The sequence below is a fragment of the Streptomyces sp. NPDC026672 genome (assembly GCF_040638185.1).
Taxonomy (GTDB): domain Bacteria; phylum Actinomycetota; class Actinomycetes; order Streptomycetales; family Streptomycetaceae; genus Streptomyces.
Window position 1 is genome coordinate 205,441 of the sequence record NZ_JBEZXS010000003.1, and the last position, 22,610, is coordinate 228,050.

Consider the following 22,610-nt stretch of genomic DNA (forward strand, 5'->3'; position numbering starts at 1 on the left):
GACCGAACGGCCGCACACCCGCACTTTCCCGATCTTGGGGAGAAATGGTGAGCAACACGCGAAAGGGGCGACACGTTCCGCACAATTCCGTGACATTAGCCTGCATCGTCCATTCATGAGGTGAATGCAGGCTTTTGACGGTGTTTCAGGGAGACCGGGCCCTGGACCCACCGCCCTCATCACCCGAAAGTGAGTAACAGCCCCACCCGACCGGGGTGACGTCCGGGCCGCCGGGGAGCGGCCTCGGGGAAGGGAAGAACCGATGCTGCTGCGCGATGTCTCGCCCGACGACGTGGACGCCTACGTCCGGATGCGGTGCGACCCGGTGATGATGGCCGACCTGGGCGGGCCCCTGCCCGTGGAGGGGATGGCGGACAAGGTGCGGCGGGACGCGCTGGAGGCGGCCGCGGACCGCGCCTGGCTGAAGATGATCGTCCCCGACGCCGGCGATCCGGGCACGGTGGCGGGGACGGTGACCGTCTGGTCGCACGAGACGGAGGACGGGCCGGTCTCCGAGATCGGCTGGATGGTGCTGCCGGAGTTCCAGGGGCGGGGGCTGGCCGGGCGGGCCGTGCGCGCGCTGCTGGAGCGGGCCCGCGACGAGGACCGCTGGGGGACCCTGCACGCGTTCCCCGCCACGACCAACCAGGCGTCCAACCGGCTGTGCCGCTCCGTCGGCTTCCGCTTCCTGGCCCGTGTCGACACCCCGTTCGCGGGCCGGCTGCTGCGGACCAACCACTGGGCCGTCACCCCGCGCACCGACCTCATGTGACGGTGCGCGGGGACGCCTCAACGACCGGTGCGGACCGGCGCGGCCCGGTGCGCGACGCGGATCGGGGTCGTGCCCCCGCGCAGGCGGCGGCCCGGTCGGTCGTGGGTCACGGCGACCAGTTCGGCCAGGACGGCCAGGACGGTCAGACCTCGCTCAACACGGCGGACTCCCCTGTCGTACGGCGCTCATGGCAGCGGTGTCTCCTCCAGCACGCGGTCGAGACGGATCGGGAGCTCGCGCTGTCTGACACCCGTGGCGTGCCACACCGCGTTGGCGACGGCGGCGGCCGTGCCGACCGTGCCGATCTCCCCGACGCCCTTGATGCCCGAGGGGTCGCCGGGCTCGTAGTCGGGCACGAAGTCGGCCTCGATGTCCGGGACGTCGGCGTGGGCGGCGATGTGGTACCCGGCGAAGTCGGCGTTGACGTGCCGGCCGGTGGCGAGGTCGCGGACGCCCTCCTCGTGGAGCGCCATCGACAGGCCCATGACCATGCCGCCGACCAACTGGCTGCGCGCGAGCAGCGGATTGACGACGCGTCCCACCGCGAACATCCCCAGCAGCCGCCGTACCCGCACCTCCCCCGTCGCCGGGTCGACGGTCGCCTCGCAGAAGACGGCGCTGTAGGAGTGCCGTTCCTTCGGGGGCAGTTCGGCCAGCAACTCGGTGGTGTCGAACGAGACGGTCGCCGGCAGGTCCGGTGCCTCGTCGAGCAGGGAGCGCAGCCGCGCCGCGGTCTCGGTGATCGCCCAGGACCAGGACGTCGTGCCCCGTGATCCCCCGGCGCTCCAGGCGGGTCCGAGGTCGCTGTCGGCCATCAGCAGCCGGATCCGCTCGGGCCCGACGCGCAGCGCCTCGGCGGCGACGGCGGTCAGCGCGGTGCGCGCGCCGGTGCCGATGTCGCTCGCGCCGACGGCCACGGTGAAGGTGCCGTCCGCCTCGGCGGTGATCGACGCCGACGAGGGCAGCGCCCCGGCGCTGAAGGAGGTGGCCGCCATGCCCGTGCCGACGAGCAGGTCGCCCTCCCTGCGCAGCCGCGGGCGGTGGTCGCGCGCGGCCCAGCCGAACCTGCGGGCGCCCTCGCGCATGCAGGCGACGAGGTTGCGGCGGCTGAACGGCAGACCCGTGACGGGGCCGGTCTCCGGCTCATTGCGCACCCGCAGCTCCAGCGGGTCCGTGCCCAGCCGTTCGGCCAGTTCGTCCATGGCGGACTCCAGCGCGAACGACCCGGGCGTCGCCCCCGGGCCGCGCACCGAGTACGGCGGCAGGATGTCGACCGGGACGGCGGTGCGCGAGGTGCGGATCGCGGGCGCCGCGTAGAGGGTGTTGGAGAGTTCGGTGCAGTTCTCCAGGTAGTCCGCGAGCGGGGAGACCTCGAACGCCGACCGGTGGTCGATCGCGCGCAGCCGGCCGTCGGCGTCGGCGCCGAGCCGGACCCGCTGGTCGGTCGCGGGCCGCATGGAGACCGTGCGGAACACCTGGCTGCGGCTCAGGGTGACCCGCACCGGACGGCCGAGCAGCGTCGTGGCCATCACGGCCAGGATCAACTGGGGCCCGCATCCCGCCGACTTGGAGCCGAAGCCCCCGCCGACGTGCTGGGCGCGCACCCGTACCCGCTCGGGGTCGAGGGAGAACAGCGTGGCCAGGGTCATGGCGGTGAGGAACGGGCCCTGGTTGCTGTCGAGGACCTGGAGCCGGTCGTCCTCCCACCAGGCGGTCGCGGAGTGCGGCTCCATGGCGGCGCCGTGCTCCTCGGGCGTGCGGTAGCGCTCGTCGACGACGACCGCGCTCGACGCCAGCTCCCCCTCCACGTCGCCGAGGTCGGCGTCGTGCCCGAAGAACGACGTCGCGGGCCGGCCCGCCGGGTGCTCCAGCGAGAAGCCCACGTCGAAGGGTTCCTCGTCGTAGGTGATCCGCAGGGCCGCGGCCGCCGAGCGGGCCTGTTCGAGGGTCTCCGCCACCACCAGGGCGACGATCCGGCCGGAGTGCGGGACCACGTCGTCCTGGAGCAGCTGGAGCCCGCCGTCCGGGCCGAAGAAGGAGCCCGCCCCGGCGTTCAGGGGAGGGGCGTTGCGGTGGTCGAGCACGGCGAGGACACCGGGCATGGAGCGCGCGGCGGCGGCCTCGATGCGCCGGACGCGTCCGCGGCTGACGGTGGCGGTGACCACCCAGCCGAAGGCGAGGTCCGGCAGGGGCTCGTCGGCCGCGTAGCGCACACGTCCGGTGACCTTGTCCGGGCCCTCGACGCGGGTGCGCGGGGTTCCCACGACGCTCACGGGCGGGCCCGGCGGGAGGGGGTGCGGCGCGGCCTCGGCCGGCGTCCGCGGGGACGCGCTGACGGGGGAGGTCATGTCGGGGTCTCCTTGGAGGTCGGTGGTCAGCCGGTCCGGTCGGCGAGTTCGGTGAGCACGGCCCGGACGAGGTTCCGGGCCAGCGCGACCTTGTACGCGTTGCCGGGCAGCGGTTCGGCGGCGGACAGCTCCGCCTCGGCGGCGGCCCGGAACACCTCCGGGGTGGCCGGCGCGTCCACCAGGACCGATTCGGCGGTCCCCGCGCGCCAGGGCCTCGAGGCGACACCGCCGAGCGCGATCCGCGCGCCGCGGACCGTGCCCCCGGACACCTCCAGGGCCGCCGCGACGGACACGGTGGCGAAGGCGTACGACGCCCGCTCGCGCACCTTGCGGTAGCGGGAGACCGGGAAGCGCGCCGCACCGGGCAGGGCGACGGCGGTGATCAGCGCGCCCGGTGGCAGTACGGTCTCCGTCTGCGGTGTGTCGCCGACCGGGCGGTAGAACTCTGCGAGCGGCACCTCGTACGCGCCGTCGAGCGTCTCGTAGTGCACGACCGCGTCGAACGCGGCGAGGGCCACCGCCATGTCGGACGGGTTGGTGGCCGCGCAGTGCGCGGACCGGCCGAGGATCGCGTGGTTGTGGTGGTCGCCGGTGACGGCGGCGCAACCACTGCCCGGCGCGCGTTTGTTGCACGGCTGGGAAACGTCGGCGAAGTAGCCGCACCGGGTGCGCTGGAGCAGGTTGCCGCCGGTGGTGGCCGTGTTGCGCAACTGGCCGGAGGCGCCCGCGAGCACGGCCTGGCTCAGGGCCGGGTAGCGGCGGCGTACCTCGGGGTGGGCGGCGAGGTCGCTGTTGGTGGTGGTCGCGCCGATGACGAGTCCGCCGTCCGGTGTCTCGCGGATGCCGTCCAGCGGCAGGTGCCGTACGTCGACCAGCCGGGCGGGGGCCTCGATCTCGTCCTTCATCAGGTCGACGAGGTTGGTGCCACCGCCGAGGTAGCGGGCGCCGTCCGTGTCGGCGACGAGGGTGAGGGCCTCGCGCACTCCGGTCGGCCGGCGATAGGTGAACTCCTTCACCGTGCCGCCTCCTCTCGGGCGGCGGTCTCCAGCACGGCCCGCACGATGGACGGGTACGCGCCGCAGCGGCACAGGTTGCCGCTCATCCGTTCGCGCACCTCGGCGGCGTCCAGGTCCGCCACCGGCCGGTCGGGGGAGGTGTCGGCGGTGACGGCGCTGGGCCAGCCCGCCGCGTGCTCGGCGAGCATGCCGACGGCCGAACAGAGCTGGCCCGGGGTGCAGTAGCCGCACTGGAAGCCGTCGAGCCGGACGAACGCCTCCTGAAGCGGACGCAGTTCGCCGTCCTCGGCCAGGCCCTCGACGGTGATGACCTCGGCGCCGTCGGCGGCCACGGCGAGGGTGAGGCAGGAGACCGCGCGGCGGCCGTCGAGCAGGACCGTGCAGGCTCCGCACTGGCCCTGGTCGCAGCCTTTTTTCGGCCCTGTGTGACCGATTTCCTCACGCACGGTGTCGAGGAGGGTCGCGCGATTGTCGACGTTCAATCGATGGAGTACGCCGTTGACCCGGAGCGCGATATCACTGCGGAACTCTTCTCCCATGTGTTTCCTTCTGGAATTCGGCCGGTGGGGGCAGAAGGAAACGTAACCAACGCGTCGGGAGGATGTGTTGTGCAAAGCTCGCGCATGCTTGCCTGATCCTGCCCGCGACCGTTCAGCGCGTCGGGGCGGACTCCCCGTCCGGTCCTCCCGCGCCGTGCAGCCGGGTGGCGTCGCGGCTGGGCGGGGCGCCGAACTGGCGGCGGTATTCGCGGCTGAACTGGGAGGGGCTGTCGTAGCCGATGCGGCGGCTGATGCCGGCGATGTCGGTGGCGTCCTCGGCGAGCAGGAGGCGGGCCCGCTGGAGTCTGATCTGCTTCTGGAACTGGATGGGGCTCATCGCGGTGACGGCCTGGAAGCTGCGGTGGAAGGCCGACACGCTCATGCCCGCCCGCTGGGCCACGTCCTCGACGCGGAACGTCTCGTCGTAGTGGTCGCGGATCCAGCGGACGGCGCGGGCGACATGGCTCAGGCTGCTGTCGGGCAGGCCGAACTGGCGGACGGTCGGGCCCTGTTCCCCGGCGAGGAGCCGCCAGATGATCTCGCGTTTGACCAGCGGCGCGAGCACCGTCCTGCCCTGGGGCCGGTCGAGCAGCCGCAGCAGCCGGACGACGGCGTCGAGCAGTTCGAAGGGCGCGGTGCTCACGGCGAGGCCGGGCGGCGCGGCGCCGTCGAGGTCCGGCAGGTCGCCGGGTGCCGCCTGGAGCAGGACCTCGGCGACGGCGGACGGCTGGAGGTTCAGCCCGACCCCGAGGCCCGGCCGGTCGGGCCCGGCCTCCACGAAGTGGCTGGTCACCGGGAGGTCGACCGACGCGACCAGATACTGTCCGGCGCGGAAGTCGTGGATCACGTCGCCGAGCGCGAACCGTTTCGCGCCCTGGACGACGAGGGCCATGGTCTTGCCGTAGGTCGTGGGTCTCGGTGGATGGGGTTCGTCGGCCCGGAAAATCACCACGTCGTCGATGGGGGTGCCGAGATCGGGGCGCGCGTGCCGTTCGAGCAGGCGCCTCAACTCGTCGAGAAGGACGGATTCGGCGGTTTCCCGGGAGCGTTCATTCATGGCCTTCGGCATGACCGGGAGAACTACCCGACGACAAAGGGGAAAAGCAATTCCCGGCCCGGAGAAGGGACGGCTTCCGGACCACCGGCGGAACAAAGCGGCGACGGCGAGGACCGGAGGGGGCGACCACCGGGTCGGCCCACCGGACGCCCGGGGCGCGGACGGCGTCGATCCGGTACGGAACCGGGCATGTCGCCCCCCTGCGGTGGGCCGGGCGGTTACGTCCGGCGAACAGTTGGGCAAACCCTCGTCCTCGTGGGCCCCGCCGTCTTGTTGCCCACAATCTACGCGCGTATCTTTTCTGCCGGTCCACAACTCGCGTGCCACCTCCCACGGTTCAGTCGCTTCGTTCCTCATCGGTCCCCGCACGAAAGAGCCCTACGTGTCTTCACGCATACCGCCGTCCCTGCGCGGCAGAGGTGCCAAGGCCGGCCTCCTGGCGCTCCCCATCGGCATCGTCGGTTCCCTGCTCGCCCTGCCGCTCTCGGCCCAGGCGGCGCCGTCCGCGGACGCCGTCATCTCCGAGGCGTACGGCGGCGGCGGGAACTCCGGTGCCTCCCTGACCAACGACTTCATCGAGCTGGGCAACGCCGGTGGCGCGCCGTTCGACCTGAGCGGATGGTCGGTGCAGTACCTGAGCGGGTCGCCCACCGCCAACAGCAAGTGGCAGGTCACCCCGTTGACGGGCGCCGTTCCGGCGGGCGGCAGCTATCTCGTCCAGGAGTCGAAGGGCACCGGCGGCGACACCGCCCGGCCCGCGGCCGACGCCTCCGGCGCCATCGCGATGTCGGCGACCAGCGGCACCGTGGCGCTGGTGCACTCCACCACCGCCCTGGTCTGCCTGAGCGCCGCGGACTGCGCGGCCGACGGCACCGTCAAGGACCTGGTGGGCTTCGGCACCGCCGTCGTGCGCGAGGGCAGCCCCGCCACGGGCGCGAGCAACACCGCCTCGGTGTCCCGTACCGGCGCGCTCGCCGACACGGACGACAACTCCGCCGACTTCACGGCCTCCTCGCCCACCCCGCGCAACAGCGCCGGCGACGGCTCCGGCCCCGGCGGCGACCCCTCGCCCTCCCCCACGCCGTCGCCCACCGACACCGCGCCGGGCCCGCTGCGCGTCCACGACATCCAGGGCGCCACCCGGATCTCGCCGCACAACGGCGAGAACGTCACCAACGTGCCCGGCATCGTCACCGGTGTGCGCACCTCCGGCTCCAAGGGCTACTGGATCCAGGACCCCGACGCCGACGGCGACGCGGCCACCAGCGAGGGCGTCTTCGTCTACACCGGCTCCGCCAACCCCACCGTCAAGGCCGGCGACTCGGTCCTGGTCTCGGGCAGGGTCAGCGAGTACTACCCGGGCGGACAGAGCAGCGGCACCCAGTCCGTCACCGAACTGACCGGCCCCAGGGCGGTCGTGCTGTCCTCCGGGAACGCGCTGCCCGCGGCCGAGGTCATCGACCCGAAGACGCTGCCCGACGACTACGCCCCGCAGGCCGGCGGCGGGAACATCGAGGGCCTGCACCTGCGGCCCGGCAGCTATGCGCTGGACTGGCTGGAGTCCCGCGAGGGCATGCGCGTGCAGGTCGGCAGCTCGCGGGTGGTCGGTGCCACGAACCAGTACGACGAGACGTGGATCACCACCAAGCCGAAGCAGAACCCCACGCCCCGCGGCGGCACGGTCATCACCGGGTACGCGAACCCCAACTCGGGCCGTCTGCTGGTCACCTCGCTCACCGGTACCGGTCTGTCCGCCGACGTCGGCGACACCCTCTCCGGGACGACGGCGGGCCCCGTCGACTACTCCGACTTCGGCGGTTACAACATCCAGGCGACCACGCTCGGCACGGTCGTGCCCGGTGGGCTCACCCCGGACGTCGCCCGGCGCGGCAAGTCCAACGAGCTGTCCGTCGCCACGTACAACGTCGAGAACCTGGACCCGACGGACCCGCAGAGCAAGTTCGACCGGCTCGCCCAGGGCGTCGTCAAGAACCTCGCGTCGCCGGACATCGTGAGCCTGGAGGAGATCCAGGACAACAACGGTGCCAAGGACGACGGCACGGTCGCGGCCGACAGGACGATCGGCCAGTTCATCGACGCGATCAAGGCGGCGGGCGGCCCGGCGTACGACTGGCGCTCCATCGACCCGGTCAACGACGCCGACGGCGGTGAGCCGGGCGGCAACATCCGTACCGTCCTCCTGTTCAACCCGCACCGCGTCCACTTCGTCGACCGGCCCGGCGGCACGTCGACCACCCCGGTCGAGACGGTCCGCGACCGCAAGAAGGGCGTGCACCTGTCGGTGTCGCCCGGCAGGATCGACCCGGCCTCCGACGCGTGGAAGAGCAGCCGCAAGCCGCTGGTCGGCGAGTTCACCTTCCGCGGCAAGCAGGTCTTCGTCGTCGCCAACCACTTCAACTCCAAGGGCGGCGACCAGCCGGGCCACGGCGCGTTCCAGCCGCCGACGCTCAGCTCCGAGACGCAGCGCACGGCCCAGGCCACCGAGGTCAACTCCTTCGTGTCCGGACTGCTCGCCAAGGACGCCAAGGCCAAGGTCGTGGTGCTCGGGGACCTGAACGACTTCCAGTTCTCCAAGCCGCTGGCCACGCTGACCGCGCACGGGGTCCTCAAGGACCTCATCAACACCCTGCCGGTGAACCAGCGTTACAGCTACGTCTACGACGGCAACTCGCAGACCCTGGACCACATCCTCGTCTCACCGGCCATCAAGAAGCCCGACTACGAGGTCGTCCACATCAACTCCGAGTTCCACGACCAGACGAGCGACCACGACCCGCAGGTGGTCCGCTTCAAGTAGGCGCCCGTTCCGGCCGGTCCGGGGCGACGGCGGGTGCGGTGTGCGGGAGTGATCCGCGCGCTGCACCCGTTTTCGGGGTCAGAGCCGCACCGTGCCCGGCGTGCGCGGCGGCGAGAGCGCGGCCGGCCAGGACGGGTACGGCGCGCGGAGGGTCCGCCGCGCGAGGTGCGGGGAGGCGACGCCGGCCCGCACCTCCCCTTCCAGCAGGGAGCGGTCGGGCTCCGGTTCCGGCTCGGGCTCCGCCTCGAACAGGGGCAGCGTGCCGGTCAGCGTCAGTATGCGGTGCACCGCGGGACTCGCGGCGCGCACCGTGACGGTCTTCGACTGTTCGCGTGCCAGGAGCCGGATCTCCAGCAGGACGTTCAGGCCCGCGCAGTCGCAGAAGCCGACCCCGCTCATGTCGACGTCGATGCCCCGGGCCGAGCCGGCCAGCGCCGTGCTCAGCGTGTGGTGCAGTGCGCGGTCCGCGTCGATGTCGAGGTCGCCGCGCACGACGACGGTCGTACGGTCGCCGTCCGCGCGGGCGGCGTGTGACTGCTGTGGCATGGCCGCCTCTCCCCTGCGGGTCCCTGTCGTAGGGCAGCCTGACGGGGCACGTGAACATCCTCACCAACCACGCACGTGTTCTGGCCGCCATCGCCGACAACCCGAATGTGCGCATCCGCGACCTCGCCGCCCAACACCTACCGGATCGAATCCGACAAGGTCCTGCGGCATCCGGCCGAGGCCGGCCTGACCGTGGCCTCCCTGCTCTCGGTCCTCGCGTACGACGACGCCCAGCGCGGCGCCCACCACGACGGCGACCCCCTCCTCCGGTGACTGCCGCCGCTCCCGGTGATTGATTCCGGCACCGGGCCGCCCGTACACGACATGGTTCCCCGAATCTGGGGTCCTCCCCATCGGATTCCCGTGGTGACGCGCCCTCCGGCGTGGTTCCCTCCGACGTGCCGCATAGCGTCGGGGGAGCTTCGTAGGAGGTATCGATGCGCAAGTGGCTCCCCTTGCTGGCCGTGTGCCTGGGGACGTTGATGCTGCTGGTGGACGTGACGATCGTGAACGTCGCGCTGCCGGCCATGGCCGGGGACCTGAGGGCCTCGTTCTCGTCGCTGCAATGGGTCGTGGACGGGTACGCGCTCGCGCTGGCCGCGCTGCTGCTGGGGATCGGCTCGCTGGCCGACCGGATCGGACACCGCACGTCGTACGTCGCCGGGCTGGTCCTGTTCGCCCTGGCCTCGCTCGTCTGCGGTCTCGCCCCGACGGCCGGGGCGCTCGTCGTGGCCCGCGCGGTGCAGGGCGTGGGCGGCGCGGCCATGTTCGCCACGACGTTCGCGCTGCTCAACAGCGCCTACACCGGCCGCGACCGGGGCACCGCGTACGGGGTGTGGGGCGCGGTGGCGGGGGCCGCGTCCGCGATCGGGCCGCTGGCCGGCGGGCCGTTGACGCAGGGGCTGTCCTGGCGGTGGATCTTCTTCGTGAACCTGCCGGTGAGCATCGCCGCGGTGGTGCTGACCCTGCTGGTCGTCGACGGCACGCACGCCCCGGCGCGGCAGCGGTTCGACCTCGCCGGTCTGGTGGTGTTCACCGGCGCGGCCGGGCTGCTGACGTTCGGGATGATCGAGGCGAACACGTCCGGCTGGGCGGACGCCGCGAGTTGGGGTCCGTCGCTCGGCGGGCTGCTGCTGGTCCTGGTGTTCGGCGTGGTGGAGCGCCGGGTGGCGAACCCGCTGCTGGACCTGACGCTGCTGCGCCATCCGACGTTCAGCGGAGTCCTGCTCGCGGGCGCGGTGCTCAGCTTCTCGGCGTTCGTGTCGTTCACCTACACCTCGATCTGGCTCCAGTCGGTCCTCGGGCTCGGCCCGGTGGAGGCGGGGCTGGTGGGCCTGCCGATGTCGGCCGCGGCGTTCGCCGTGTCGGTCGTGGTGGGACGGATGCTGGCCCAGTGGTCGCCGAGGTGGGTGATCGCGGCCGGGCTGCTGGTCATCGGTGTCGGTGACCTGGTCGGCTTCGTGCTGGTGCGCGGCTCCGCGGGGGCGTGGGCGCTGCTGCCCGGGTTCTTCGTGATCGGCGTCGGGGTGGGCTTCGCGACCCCCTCGCTCAGCGCCACGGGCATGGCCGCGGTGCCGGCCCGCCGGGGCGGCATGGCGGCCGGCGCGGTGAACACGGCGCGGCAGTTGGGGTCCGCGTTCGGGATCGCGCTGCTGGGCAGCGTGTTCACCACCGGGGTGCGCTCCTCCCTGGCGGACTCCGGGCGGCCCGACCCGGAGGCCCTGGCCGGCGTGGTGGCGAGCGGGCGTGCCCGGGAGTCGCTGTCGGCCGTGCCGGACGCTTCGCGCGGAGCCCTGCGTACGGCCCTGGAGGCCGCCGCGGTCCACGGGGTGGGCCGGCTGTTCCTGGTCGCCGGGGTGGTGGCGGTCCTCGCGTCGTTCGTCGTCCTCGTGATGATCCGGCCGCGGTCGACGGCCCCGGACACCCACGTAACCCAATCCCTCGATTCATCTATTCGTTGACTTATTCATTCATTGATTCACAGTGGAGATGAATCGGTGTGACCGATCGAGCGGTGATCGAGGTCCGCAGCCCCGCCGAGGCCGCGGCCGGCGCGTGGGCCGCCCGGCCGGCCACCGAGCGGTACCGCTTGCTCCAGGAGGCGGGCTCCGAGCCGTGGTTCGCCGAGTTCCTGACCGGTGTCTACCGGGACACAGCCGAGTCGCTCGACACGGGTGAGCGGCTGCCCGACGACGGCGGCTGGACCCGGGTCCACCGGGTGCCGTACGGGGTGGTGGCCGCCATCACTCCCGCCAACTACCCCTTGCTGCTCTCGCTGTTGAAGGTCTTCCCCGCACTCCTCACGGGCAATGTGCTGGTGCTGGCCGTGCCGCCGACCGCGCCGCTGGCCACCCGGGCCGCGATGGAGGCGCTGGCGGGCGCACTGCCGTAGGCGGTCCTCCAGGTGGTGACGGGCGAAGGCGCCGTCGCCGCCCACCGGTTGGTGGAGCATCCGCGGGTGCGCGCGGTGTCGTTCACCGGGAGCGTGCCCACCGGCCGGATCGTATCGGCGACCGCGGCGGCCACCCTGAAGCACGTGGACGTGGAACTGGGCGGCAACGACCCGGCCCTCGTCCTGCCCGACGCCCCCTTCGACGACGGCATGTTCGACGCGCTCACCCGGGCCGCGTTCATGGCGGCGGGACAGGTGTGCTTCGGCGTCAAGCGGGTGTACGTGCCGCTGGACCGCGTGGCCGAGACCGTGGAGGGCATCCTCGCCCGGCTGAAGGGCCAGGTCGTGGGCGACGGCCTGGACCCGGCGACCACCATGGGCCCGGTCCACACGAGGGCGCAGCGCGAGCGGGTGCGCGACTTCCTCGACGAGGCGCGCTCCCTCGGCGCCACCGTGCACACGGCCGGGGAGTTCGGCACCGATCCCGAGCGCGGCTGGTTCCTGCTGCCGTCCGTGGTGTCGGGCGTGGACCACCGTGCGCGGCTGGTCACCGAGGAGCAGTTCGGCCCCGCGCTGCCCGTGATCGGCTACGAGGACGTCGAGGAGGCCGTACGGCTCGCGAACGACGTCGAGTTCGGGCTCGGCGGGTTCGAGTCCAGCGGCAACGGGGGCGAGGGCGGACGCGCGAGCGTCCTCGGCTTCACCCAGTCCAAGGTCATCAGCACCAGGCACTGACGTCCCGTCGGAAGGAGAACCGAGAACCATGCACACGAGGATTCAGCCGGACGGCGTCTTCGAGCCCGTACCGGGTCTGTACACGCAGATCGTCGGCTTCCGCGACACCCTGCGCTACGAGATCGCGGGCACCGTCGGCTACCGCCCCGACGGCACGCTGCCCGACACCATGGCGGAGCAGGCCGAGCAGATCATGACGAACCTCGGCGTCTCCCTGGCGGCGGTCTCCCTGACGCCGGCGCACGTGGTGCGCATCAACATCTTCACGACCGACATGGACGGCTTCCTGCGGGACGCCATGGAGACCGTGTTCGGCTGGTTCGGGGACACCCGCCCGGCGTCGACGCTGGTGGAGACGCCGCGGCTGGCCAACCCCCGGCACCGGCTGGAGATCGAGGCGGTCGCCGTGGCGGACGACGCGTAGCGGGCCGGTCCCCGCGCGGCCGGCGGCCCCGTACGGGTCACCGGCCGCGCGGGCCGTCGTACGACACGGCCGAGAAGCGGTCCCCGTCCATGCGGGCGCCGGACTGCTTCACCGGCAGCAGCAGGGGGACGAGGTCGGCGGTCTGGACTCCGGTGAGGGCGCCGATCCGGGTGCTGAGGAAGCCGAACAGCTCGTCCAGCGTGTGGCACATGACGGCGACGAAGACGTTGTGCGGGCCGGAGACGGCGGCGGCGAAGGTCACCTCGGGCAGGGCGCTGAGGGCGGCGCCGGTCCCGTCCAGGTGGGCGGGCGCGACCCGGAGCCACAGGTTGGCGCGCACCTGGTAGCCGAAGGCCGCGGGCGCCAGGTCCACGTCGAGGCCGACGATGCCGTACTCCAGGAGCGCGGCCAGGCTGCGGGAGGCGCGGCCCTCGGAGATCCCGGCCGCGGCGGCGAGTTCGGCGTAGCCGGTCCGGCCGTCGCGGGCGAGGACGTCCATGACGGCGAGGTCGTGCGGCTCCAGTTCGACCGTGCGCCGTGGCGCGTCCGGGGCGGGCGCGGTGCCGAGCCGGGCGGCCTCGTCGTCGGTGAGGGCGTCCGCGAACAGCGAGCGGTAACGCGCGCTTCCGCCGACGTACTGGTGCAGGACGATCGCGGCGTCGAGCCCGAGCACCGGGGTGGTGCGGGGCAGGCGCCGTACGAGGAGGTCCTCGCGCTGTTCCGCCGACAGGGACCGGACCACGCAGTTGACCTCGGAGCCCCCGGCGCTGAGCGCGACCCAGCTGACGTCGTCGCGGCGGGCGAGGGAGTCGGCGAGGGCGCTCGTGCCGTGCGGCCGGCACTTGACGCGGACCATCCAGGTGGACTCGCCGAGGGCCTGCGGATCGGTGACGCCGAGCACCCGGACGACGCCGGTGCGGGTGAGCCGGCGGTAGCGGCGGGCGACGGTCGGTTCGGACACCCCGAGCACCGAGGCGATCCTGGCGAACCCGGCCCTCGGCGACAACTGGAGACAGCGGATGATCCGCGCGTCCGTGCGGTCGATGTCGTGGGAATCCACGGGATCGGACGTCAGCATGGCGGGAAATCTACACGGAGGACCGGCATGGTGTTGCCCACCAGGTCCCCAGGGCTCCCCCGAGGCACCCCCGGGCCCGTCCTAGACGGCGACGGCCGCCCGCTCCCGGGCCGCCCGCACGGCCGCCGACAGGCTCGTGATGTCGTACGCGCCGTGGTGGCGGCGGCCGTTGACGAAGAACGTGGGGGTGCCCGCCACACCGCTGAGGTCCGCCGAGTCCACGTCCTCGGCGACCCGTGCCGCGCCCGCGTGGGAGCGCAGGTCGCGTTCGAAGCGGGGCACGTCCAGGCCGAGGCCGTCCGCGTAGCCGCGCAGGTGGTCGGCGCGCAGGGCGCCCTGGTGGCCGAGCAGCAGGTCGTGCATCTCCCAGTACCGGCCCTGGGCCGCCGCGGCCTCGGCCGCCTCCGCGGCGAGCTGGGCGTGGAGGTGGACGTCGGTGAGCGGGAGGTGGCGCCACACGTAGCGGACGTCCGCGAAGTCGCCGAGGAGTTCCCGGACGACGGGCTCGGCCTGCCCGCAGTACGGGCACTCGTAGTCGCCGTACTCCACCACGGTCACCGGCGCCTCGCGCGGGCCGCGCACATGGTCGCGGTCGGGGTCGACGGGGACCGCGAGGTCGACGATGGCCTCGGACTCCCCGAGCAGGGCGCGCAGCCGCACGGACCCGGGCAGGGCGTTGATCACCGCGGTGACGACCCTGCTGACCAAGAACGAGGCGAGGGCGGCGGCGAGGATGCCGGTCTTGGCGTCCGCCAGCCGGGTGCCGTCGAAGGCGAGCGTGGCGATGAGCAGGGACACGGTGAAGCCGACGCCGGCGAGGGTGCCGCCCGTCGTCACGGCCCCCCAGCCGACCGGGGGCCGCACGCGTCCGCGGGACAGGGCCGTGGCCAGGGCGGAGGCGCCGACGACGCCGAGCGGCTTGCCGACGACGTAGCCGAGGAGGATGCCCAGGGTGACCGGCGAGGTGAAGGCGCGGGCGAGCTGGTCGCCGCCGATCCCGATGCCGGCGTTGGCCAGCGCGAACAGCGGGACGACGGCATAACTCGCCCAGGGGTGGAAGAGGCGCTGGAGCCGGTCGTTCGGGGAGAGCGCGGAGGCCAGTCCGGCCCGCACGGAGCGTTCCAGCTCCGGGGTGGGCTGCTCGCGGAAGAGGCGGAAGAGCCCGGTGGCGCGCTCCAGGTCGCCGCGGGTGGCCGGGTAGGCGTACGTCAGCAGGCCCATGGCGAGGCCGATGACCACGGGGTCGACGCCCGACTCCAGCAGGGCGGCCCAGGCGGCGACGGCCAGGACGGCGTACACGGCGCCGCGCCGCACGCCCAGCCGCCGTACGAGGAGGATCACGGCGAAGGTGCCCACGGCGACCAGCAGGGCGGGCAGCCGGATGCTGTCGCTGTAGGCGACGGCGATGACGCCGAGCGCCAGGAAGTCGTCGACGACGGTGATGGTCAGGATGAAGACGCGCAGTCCGGGCGGCATCCGGCGGCCGACGACGGCGAGCATGCCGAGGGCGAAGGCGGTGTCGGTCGACATGGCCGCTCCCCAGCCCTGGGTGGTGCCGTGGCCCGCGTTGAGGGCGAGGTAGATCGCGACGGGCACCAGCATGCCGGTGAGGCCGGCGACGAGGGGCAGGGCGAGCCGGGCACGGTCGCGCAGCTCGCCCATGTCGAACTCGCGGCGCGCCTCCAGCCCGACGACGAGGAAGAACACGGTCATCAGGCCGCTGTTGACCCATTCCCGCAGGTCGAGCGAGAGACCGTGGGCGCCGAGCCGGACCGAGAGACGGGTGTGCCAGAGCGCCTCGTAGGAGTGGGGTGCGGCGTTGGCCCAGACGAGCGCGACGAGCGCCACCGTGACCAGGACGGCGGCGCTCCCGGTCTCGGTGCGCAGGAAGTCGCGCAGCGGGGTGTGCGTGTCGGTGCCGCACGCGGTCTGCCCCGTGTACTCGTCGGCCAGGGAGGCCATGCCAACCTCGCATCCTGTGGGTTCGCCGGTCATGACGCCGACAACAGCCGCCCGACCGCGCCTTTCATTCCTGCCGGTCCCGCGCGTCGTTCCTGCCGTCCCCCGCGTGCGTCGCGCCGGTCGTCCCCATCGTCGGCCGGGCGTGCCGCTCCCACCACCGGCCGGGGCCCCCGTCACGGGACACCTTTGGACCGGTGAGTCCAGACCTTGCTACCCTCGCGCCATGACCACTGCGAAGGGCGAGGCGACCAAGGCCCGCATCCTGGAGGCCGCCGCGGATCTGCTGGTCGTCGGCGGCGCCGAGAAGCTGAACCTGGACGAGGTGATGCGCGTCACCAGGACCAGCAAGGGCCAGCTGTTCCACTACTTCCCGGGCGGCAAGGAGGAGCTGCGGCACGCCGCCACCGAGCGGCAGGTGCGGCGGCTCATCGACGAGGGCACCCCCGAGACCCTCGCGACCTGGCGGGACTGGGAGGACTGGTTCGAGCGGATCATCGCGCTGCACGAGCAGCAGTCCCAGGACGACGCCTGCGAGGTGGCGGCCCTCGCGGGGCGGGCCATGGACTGCGACCGGCAGGCCCGTGCCGTCGTCGGCCGGGCCTTCACCACGCTGCACACCATGGTGCGGGACCGGCTGGGCACCATGCGGGCGGCCGGACTGCTGCGGGCGGACGCGCCGGTCGACCAGCTGGCCTCGCTGGTGCTCGCCGTGCTGGAGGGCGGCGCCGTGCTCGACAAGGCGACCGGCTCGACGGAGCACCTGCGCAGCGCACTGCGGCAGGCACTGGCGCTGCTGCGGACGTACGCGACTCCGTGACCGGCCGCGGGGGTCTCCGCAGTGGCGGCGGTCCCCGTGCGGCGGTGGTCCCCGACGGGGCGGAGATCATCGGGGCCATGGTGGCCCCTGCGCGCAACAAAGATCGTCAAGGACCAGGTGAATCCCTCGATCCGCTTGTCCGAGGCGAAATTCACAGGCCGTACGGCCCTCGTTCGGGCACGGTGCCGGCCTGTGAACGCCGTCCTGCACGGGTCGGCCGCCACCCCCTCGCCGACGTGCCGGCCGGTCGCCCCGGCCTCGGCCCCGCCCAGGTGGCCGCCCTGGCCGCACGCAGCGAGGAGGCCGCCGTACGGCTGGCGTACGAGGGACGGCTCACCGCGGCCGACGTCGATCCCGTGGCGCAGCCGCTCGTCGCGCTCGCCCTGCTCGACGGGGGCGCGGGCCTGTCTGGAGGACCGGTGGGCCCGTGCCGTGGCGGCGGCCCATCCGTCCCTGCCGCCCGAACTGATCGTCGCCCTGCTCTCCGACGACGAACAGGTGGCCGAGGCGGCCGGCGCGAGCCCCTCGCTGGCACCGGCCGCCATGGCGGACCGGATGCCGTGACCCACCCGCTCGCCGGATGCTCCCCGTGTCTGCGGAGCATCCGGCGAGCGGTCTTCCCGCGTGGCAGACCGTCAGGACGTCACTCCGCCGTGGCCGGCACCGCCGGGCTCGGGGTCCGGATCAGGGAGCCCCAGTGGATGCGGGTCGCCGCGAGGCAGACGATCAGGGCCGACACCGAGACCGCCGCCATGCCCATGACGAGCCCCGCCGCGCCGGCGACGAAGCCGATCAGCGCCGGTCCGACCAGCAGCCCCGTGGTGCCCATCGCCGCGACCAGCGCCAGCGCGTCGGAGCCCTGCGCGGCGGCGGCCACGTACACGCACGGGGTGATCGCCGCCGCGCCCAGGCCCACGCACGCGAACCCGACGAGCGCCGGTACGACCCCGCCCGCCAGCAGGGCGAGCGCCAGCCCGATGCCCGCGACCGCGCTGCCGACCCGCACGACCCGCCCGTCGCCCCAGCGGCTGCGCCAGCGGTCGGCGAAGAATCGGGCGAGCAGCATCATCACGGAGACGACGGCGATGCCCATGGGCGCGACGGACGCCGACGCCTTGGCGATGTCCTTCATGTAGAGCGCCGACCAGTCGTTCATGGCGCCCTCGGTGACCGTGCCGAAGGCCATCGCGCACCCCATCCACAGCGTCATGCGCGACGGCATGCTCCATCTGCGGCTCCGCTTCGGCTCCTCCCCCGGCGCCCCCGCGCCCTCCGTGTCCCCGGCGGCGGTGGCCGACCGCTCCCCGGGCTCGGCGAGCAGGGCCGGTCGGGCGAGGACCAGCAGCAGCAACAGCAACACCACGGCCACCCCGAAGTGCGCGGTCATCGCGGACGTCACCAGGTTCACCCCGGACGCCAGCAGCGCGGCGCCGAGCAGCCCGGCGCTGAAGGTGGCGTGCAGCTGGGACATGGCGGTGCGCCGGTACTTCTTCTCCAGCGCGGCGCCCTGCGCGTTCATGGCCACGTTCAGGGCGCCCACGGCGACCCCGTCCCCGCAGATGATCAGCAGGGTGACCGCGTAGTTCGGCGTGACGGACAGCAGGACGAGCAGCGCGGCGAGGCACTGGGCCGAGACGAGCGCCAGCCGGCGCGAGCCCCAGCGCCGCATCAGATGGGCGACCAGCGGGAAGGAGGCCGCCGCGCCCGCGCCGCAGGCCATCAGCAGCAGGCCCAGCTCCTCCTCGGACAGGTCGAGCCGGGTCTTCAGGGTGGGCAGCCGGGACGCCCAGGTGGCGTACTGGAACCCGAGAAAACAGAACAGCGCCGCGATGGCCCACTTGGTGCGCCGCGCCTCGTCGCGGACGCTCAGGACGTCTCTCAACCCGCTTCCTCCTCTTCCTGGGGCCGGCTCGCGCGCACCCCTGTCGACATGTAGACGGCGTTCTCGCCGTAGCCGGGCGGGACTTCGACGTCGTGGTGCGTGCGGTAGCCGTGCGCCCGCCAGAACCCCTCCATGCCGTCGACCGCGACCAGCGAGATGTGCTCGTAGCCCCGCGCCCCGGCGGCGGTCGTGACCCGGTCCAGGAGTCGCCGCCCCAGTCCTCGGCCGCGCAGCGGCGGGGCCACGACGATGTCGTGCAGATGGAGGTTGCGGGAGTGGAAGGTCACCTCCTCGGGCCGGCCCAGGTCCGGGTGGTGGAACATCGGGTAGGGCAGGGCGAGGACGTAGCCCCCGATCCGTCCGCCGAGGTCGAGGACGAAGCAGGTGCCGGGCGAGATCCGGCCCCGCGACTCCAGCGCGGCCCGCCCCTCCGTGAGGGACGTGCCGGCGTACGCCAGGGCCTCCAGGGCGGCGACGTCCGGCCAGTCGGTGTCGGCGACGGCGCGTGTGCGCGGCGGGTGGTTCATATCAGTCCGTCACCTCCGCGGGTGCCGCCGCGCCGTCCCGGCCCTCGCGCACGCAGACGTACGGCAGGGGGCTGAAGCCGTTGAAGCCGCGGGTCGTGTAGCTGGTCGTGTAGGCGCCGGCCGACAGGATCCACACGGGCTCGCCGGAGACGAGGTCCGCGGGGACGGGGGTGCCGGGCCCCTCGGTGCCGTAGGCGTCGTCGCTGTCACAGGTGGGCCCGGCGACGACGGCGGTCACGGCCGGGCCGTCGCCCGCGCGGCCGGGGAAGCGCAGCGGATAGCGCAACTGGTCCATCTCGTAGAGCCCGTTGAACTTGCCGCAGCTCAGGTACAGCCAGTGCGCCGTGTCCCCGTCGGCCCCATCAGCCCCGTGGCCCCCGTCGGCGCGCCCGCGCCCGGTGAGGCGGTACACGTGCGCGCGGACGGCGCCGTGGTCGGCGACGAGGTGGCGGCCCGGTTCCATGACGAGGCCGAGGGGTGTGCCGCCGGCGGCGTCGGTCACCTGGTCGACGCCGTCGCGGATGACGGCGAACATCTTGTCCAGGGGCGGTTCGAGGCGGTCGCCGCGCCGGTCGAGGTAACCGAGCGCGGGCAGCCCGCCGCCGAGGTTGACGTGGTCGGGTGTGATGCCCCGGCCGCGCAGGGCGGTGAGCGTGTCGCAGAGGGAGTCGAACGCCTGCCGCCAGGCGTCGGCGGTCATCTGCTGGGAGCCGACGTGGACGGAGAGGCCGGCCGGGACGAGCCCGGCCGCGCGGGCCTCGGTCAGCACCCGCACGGCGTCGTCGCGCGAGCAGCCGAACTTGCGGCTGAGGCCCCACAGAGCGCCGTCGCCGCTGGTGGCGAGCCGGCAGTACACCCGGGAGCCGGGAGCGTGCGCGGCGACGGCCCGGACGTCCTGGACGCTGTCGGTGGCGAAGGTCCGTACGCCGAGCCGGTGGGCCTCGGCGATGTCCGTGTCGGACTTGACCGTGTTGCCGTAGTGGATCCGGGAGGGGGGCACGCCCGTCGCCAGGGCCAGGGAGATCTCGGCGGGGCTCGCGGCGTCGAAGCCGGCGCCCCGGTCCGCGAGGCAGGCCAGCACCTCGGGGACGGGGCACGCCTTCACCGCGAACCGCACGGCGACGCCGGGCAGTTCGCGCAGCAGCTGGTCGTACTGCCCCTCGATCCCGGTGAGGTCGAAGACGATCCGGTCCGACGTGGCGGCGGCCAGGGCGGACGCCAGCCGCACTGAGAGGTCCACGCTCACCCGCCCGCGCTTCCCGGCCCGTGCTCCCGGGCGGCCCGGACCAGCGGGGCCCAGGCGTTGGTCAGCAGGGCGAACTCCTCGACGTCCCGCCGGGCCTCGTCGAGCAGTCGGTCCCGCTGTCCCGCGAGCAGGTCGGCGAAGACCTCGTAGCGGCCGCCGAGTTTGCGGTAGGCGGTGTCGACGCGGTCGAGCCGCCACACGTTCTCGGTCCGGTCCGCTGCGGTGCTCTCCCGCAGCAGCGCGGCGACGGTGTCCGCGCGGACGTGGCCCTCGTCGTCCAGCAGGGCGGCGTCCGGCCGGGCCATCGCGGCGTAGACGGCGTTGAAGTGCAGCATGGACAGCAGGAACTTCACGAACCGCGTCTGGTAGGCGAGGAATCCGGCGTCGGTGCGCCGGTGCGGTGTGTAGAAGTTCTCGATGTGCCGGTTGTGCAGCACTCCGGGGAGCGCGGCGTCGTGCACCAGGTGGATGAGGAAGTAGTCGCTGCCGATGGTGCTGGTGGCCGGGGGCAGCGGGACGCGCTCGTAGACGTCGTGGTCGAAGCTGATGTTGCACATGTCGACGCGCATCGGGTCGACCAGGCCGAGCAGGGAGTGGTCTGCGGTGAAGGGGGCGGTGCCCGCGCCCGTGAAGGACTCCTCGACCAGCGCCCGTTTGTCGGCCTCGGACCAGTCGGGGGGTGCCCACAGGCTGACGACGTCGTGGTAGACGCCCTCGTCGAGAGCTGCGATCTCGCCGATGTCGACGGAGAGTTCACCGATGAAGGAGGCGCCCACCATCGACACGGTCCGATGGGCGTGGGCCGGGTCGAGCCGGGTCTCGGTCACGTCCGCGGCTGCCTCGGCCGCGGGCCTGCCCAGGGAGAGCAGTTCGTGGTGGACGGGGAAGACCGGTGCGCCGTCGAGGGTCTGGTAGGCGCTGTCCGAGTCCCTGCGGTGCACGGAACGGCAGCCGAGCGCGGCGGCGATCAGGAAGGCCCGGTTGGTGCAGGCGCCGTAGGAGGGACCGTCGGGCAGCATCAGCCGCAGCAGCGTGTCCGGCTCGGCGGCGCCCGAGCGCCGTACGACGGTGCTCAGGAACTCCCGCTGCGCCGTCTCGTCGAGGTGGTGCACGGTCACGTCCGGCACGGCGGGCAGCGCGGCGACCGCGCGGGCGTGCTCGGCGTGGGTCGCCCTGTCGGAGGAGTCGAGGATCAGCAGGGCCACCTCGACGCCGAACCGGCGGGCCGCGTACGCCGCTTCCTCGCCGATGGCCGAAATGGTCGCGGAGCAGGCCCGGTCGGTGGGCAGCGCGAGGCAGATCCGGCGGCCGGCGCTCACGCTCGCCCGCCCCAGGGGTGCAGGCCGAGCAGCTTGGTGCCCAGGTCGTCGAGGGTGGCCGCGCCGTAGCGCTCCGTCTCCGGCCGGGACGCGTCGCCGAGCAGGGTGGCGTTCCAGTCGGGGGTGCCGAGCGTGCGCCAGGACTCGACGCGGGAGCGGCGCAGCGCGTCGTGCTCCTCCAGCGCGGGCATCATCGAGAGGTACTGCACGGCCCGGACACCGTTGTCGGAGAGGTTGGCCGCGACGCCGTGCGCCAGCAGTCCGTTGAAGATCAGCAGGTCGCCGGCCTGGAGGTCGGGGCGTACGACGGGGAACTCGGCGCGGTCGGCGGCGGGCCGGATCGGGTCGCGGTCGGCGGGCTGGGTGATCCGCCACTCCTCGAAGCGCCGGAAGAGTTCGGGGGCGCACTGGAAGCCGCCGAGGTCGGGCTCGGTGTCGTTGAGGGCGATGATGCCCTGCACCCGCTGCGGCAGCACGCCGAGGGTGGTGTCGACGTCCCAGTGCAGCTCGATGTCGAAGCCGGTGTCGGTCGCCTCGATGAGGGAGCGTGAACGGCTGCCCCGGTTGGGCGGGTTGAGGTTGAGCCGGTCGAGGGTGACCCACAGCTCCTCGCAGTCCCAGACGTCCACGAAGGCGTCGTAGACGCGCGGTGTCTGCCGGCTGTTCCAGATGAGCTGGTGGTGGTACGCCTCGACGAAGCCGTACACGTGCAGGTCGCGGTCGAGGTCGGAGCGGAACGGCCGCTCGGTGTACCAGGTCTCGGGGCGGTCGGGGTCCAGCCCCTGGAACTCCCAGGCGAATTCGAGCAGGCTCTTGGCCTCGCCGGGTGTGATGGCGCCTCGGACGACGACGTAGCCGTACGTCTTCCAGAACGCGAACTCCTCCTCGGACAGGACGCGCAGGGGGCGGGACTTGTCGATGTCCCGCAGCGGTGTCCGCGCGAGGTAGGTCTCGCCGTCCGCGCTGAAGTAGGGGCGCTCCGAGGCGGCGCGGTACAGGTAGGGGGCATGCGTCGGCATGCGATCACTCCAGGGATCGAGTTCTTCGGCGGCCGAGCGGCCGGTCGGTGCCGGATCGCCGCGATGATCGAACTGAGGTTCTCCCAACCTGGACTAGACCACTTGGCGGTGTC

At 73.0% G+C, this 22,610-nt stretch carries 18 protein-coding genes and 2 pseudogenes; 8 read left to right on the top strand and 12 right to left on the bottom strand.

The features are described from left to right. Positions 1-262: 262 nt before the first annotated feature. Entirely contained in the window at positions 263-772 is a 510-nt protein-coding gene (locus AB0F77_RS04235) for a GNAT family N-acetyltransferase (protein WP_361941130.1), read from the top strand. A 185-nt stretch (positions 773-957) separates the two neighbouring features. Here the strand turns inward: AB0F77_RS04235 and AB0F77_RS04240 are convergent, their stop codons facing one another. From AB0F77_RS04240 to AB0F77_RS04255, 4 genes are all read right to left on the bottom strand, one after another. Continuing rightward, on the bottom strand, positions 958-3,120 hold the full coding sequence (locus AB0F77_RS04240; protein ID WP_361941132.1) for a xanthine dehydrogenase family protein molybdopterin-binding subunit: 2,163 nt from the start codon (positions 3,118-3,120) through the stop codon (positions 958-960). Positions 3,121-3,146: 26 nt separating this feature from the next. Further along, positions 3,147-4,136, bottom strand: a complete 990-nt coding sequence (locus AB0F77_RS04245; protein ID WP_361941134.1) for a xanthine dehydrogenase family protein subunit M — start codon at positions 4,134-4,136, stop codon at positions 3,147-3,149. Beyond that, on the bottom strand, positions 4,133-4,675 hold the full coding sequence (locus AB0F77_RS04250) for a 2Fe-2S iron-sulfur cluster-binding protein (RefSeq protein WP_361941136.1): 543 nt from the start codon (positions 4,673-4,675) through the stop codon (positions 4,133-4,135). The genes AB0F77_RS04245 and AB0F77_RS04250 overlap by 4 nt, the downstream gene beginning before the upstream one ends. A gap of 112 nt (positions 4,676-4,787) precedes the next feature. After that, on the bottom strand, positions 4,788-5,732 hold the full coding sequence (locus AB0F77_RS04255; RefSeq protein ID WP_361941139.1) for an AraC family transcriptional regulator: 945 nt from the start codon (positions 5,730-5,732) through the stop codon (positions 4,788-4,790). 382 nt (positions 5,733-6,114) lie between these two features. Between AB0F77_RS04255 and AB0F77_RS04260 the strand changes: the two genes are divergently transcribed. Beyond that, positions 6,115-8,550 (top strand): lamin tail domain-containing protein, encoded by a 2,436-nt coding sequence (locus AB0F77_RS04260; RefSeq protein WP_361941142.1) that lies wholly within the window; start codon positions 6,115-6,117, stop codon positions 8,548-8,550. Positions 8,551-8,628: 78 nt separating this feature from the next. On the opposite strand, the gene AB0F77_RS04265 is transcribed toward AB0F77_RS04260, so the two are convergent. After that, a complete protein-coding gene (locus tag AB0F77_RS04265; protein WP_361941145.1) occupies positions 8,629-9,096 on the bottom strand; it encodes an STAS domain-containing protein in 468 nt (155 codons plus the stop codon). 56 nt (positions 9,097-9,152) lie between these two features. Between AB0F77_RS04265 and AB0F77_RS04270 the strand changes: the two are divergent. The 4 genes and pseudogenes from AB0F77_RS04270 to AB0F77_RS04285 all read left to right on the top strand — a co-directional run bounded on the left by AB0F77_RS04270 (position 9,153) and on the right by AB0F77_RS04285 (position 12,647). Continuing rightward, a pseudogene (locus AB0F77_RS04270) lies at positions 9,153-9,369 on the top strand (hypothetical protein). A gap of 164 nt (positions 9,370-9,533) precedes the next feature. Continuing rightward, positions 9,534-11,057 (top strand): MFS transporter, encoded by a 1,524-nt coding sequence (locus AB0F77_RS04275; RefSeq protein ID WP_361941148.1) that lies wholly within the window; start codon positions 9,534-9,536, stop codon positions 11,055-11,057. A 53-nt stretch (positions 11,058-11,110) separates the two neighbouring features. Then, positions 11,111-12,223, top strand: a pseudogene (locus tag AB0F77_RS04280) (aldehyde dehydrogenase family protein). Between the two features lie 28 nt (positions 12,224-12,251). After that, positions 12,252-12,647, top strand: a complete 396-nt coding sequence (locus AB0F77_RS04285) for a Rid family hydrolase (protein ID WP_361941151.1) — start codon at positions 12,252-12,254, stop codon at positions 12,645-12,647. Between the two features lie 37 nt (positions 12,648-12,684). Here the strand turns inward: AB0F77_RS04285 and AB0F77_RS04290 are convergent, their stop codons facing one another. Beyond that, positions 12,685-13,725 (bottom strand): AsnC family transcriptional regulator, encoded by a 1,041-nt coding sequence (locus tag AB0F77_RS04290; RefSeq protein WP_361941154.1) that lies wholly within the window; start codon positions 13,723-13,725, stop codon positions 12,685-12,687. Positions 13,726-13,806: 81 nt separating this feature from the next. Continuing rightward, complete coding sequence (gene nhaA / locus AB0F77_RS04295) at positions 13,807-15,687, bottom strand: Na+/H+ antiporter NhaA (protein WP_361941157.1); 1,881 nt, start codon at positions 15,685-15,687, stop codon at positions 13,807-13,809. Between the two features lie 223 nt (positions 15,688-15,910). Between nhaA and AB0F77_RS04300 the strand changes: the two genes are divergently transcribed. Together AB0F77_RS04300 and AB0F77_RS04305 are read left to right on the top strand one after the other, a co-directional pair. Further along, positions 15,911-16,504 carry a TetR/AcrR family transcriptional regulator gene (locus tag AB0F77_RS04300; RefSeq protein ID WP_361941160.1) on the top strand — a complete coding sequence of 198 codons (594 nt, stop codon included), beginning with the start codon at positions 15,911-15,913 and terminating at the stop codon, positions 16,502-16,504. A 192-nt stretch (positions 16,505-16,696) separates the two neighbouring features. Beyond that, complete coding sequence (locus AB0F77_RS04305) at positions 16,697-17,068, top strand: hypothetical protein (RefSeq protein WP_361941163.1); 372 nt, start codon at positions 16,697-16,699, stop codon at positions 17,066-17,068. A gap of 79 nt (positions 17,069-17,147) precedes the next feature. On the opposite strand, the gene AB0F77_RS04310 is transcribed toward AB0F77_RS04305, so the two are convergent. Genes AB0F77_RS04310 through AB0F77_RS04330 form a run of 5 tightly spaced genes read right to left on the bottom strand, consistent with a single transcriptional unit; the run spans position 17,148 to position 22,497 of the window. Continuing rightward, entirely contained in the window at positions 17,148-18,386 is a 1,239-nt protein-coding gene (locus tag AB0F77_RS04310; protein WP_361941166.1) for an MFS transporter, read from the bottom strand. Then, positions 18,383-18,913 (bottom strand): GNAT family N-acetyltransferase, encoded by a 531-nt coding sequence (locus tag AB0F77_RS04315; protein ID WP_361941169.1) that lies wholly within the window; start codon positions 18,911-18,913, stop codon positions 18,383-18,385. Before AB0F77_RS04315 ends, AB0F77_RS04310 begins: the two co-directional genes overlap by 4 nt. A 1-nt stretch (position 18,914) precedes the next feature. Further along, entirely contained in the window at positions 18,915-20,159 is a 1,245-nt protein-coding gene (locus AB0F77_RS04320; RefSeq protein ID WP_361941171.1) for a type III PLP-dependent enzyme, read from the bottom strand. After that, a complete protein-coding gene (locus AB0F77_RS04325) occupies positions 20,156-21,478 on the bottom strand; it encodes a DUF6271 family protein (RefSeq protein ID WP_361941174.1) in 1,323 nt (440 codons plus the stop codon). The genes AB0F77_RS04320 and AB0F77_RS04325 overlap by 4 nt, the downstream gene beginning before the upstream one ends. After that, positions 21,475-22,497: a phytanoyl-CoA dioxygenase family protein gene (locus tag AB0F77_RS04330; RefSeq protein ID WP_361941176.1), complete on the bottom strand. Its 1,023-nt coding sequence runs from the start codon at positions 22,495-22,497 to the stop codon at positions 21,475-21,477. Before AB0F77_RS04330 ends, AB0F77_RS04325 begins: the two co-directional genes overlap by 4 nt. Positions 22,498-22,610 lie beyond the last annotated feature (113 nt).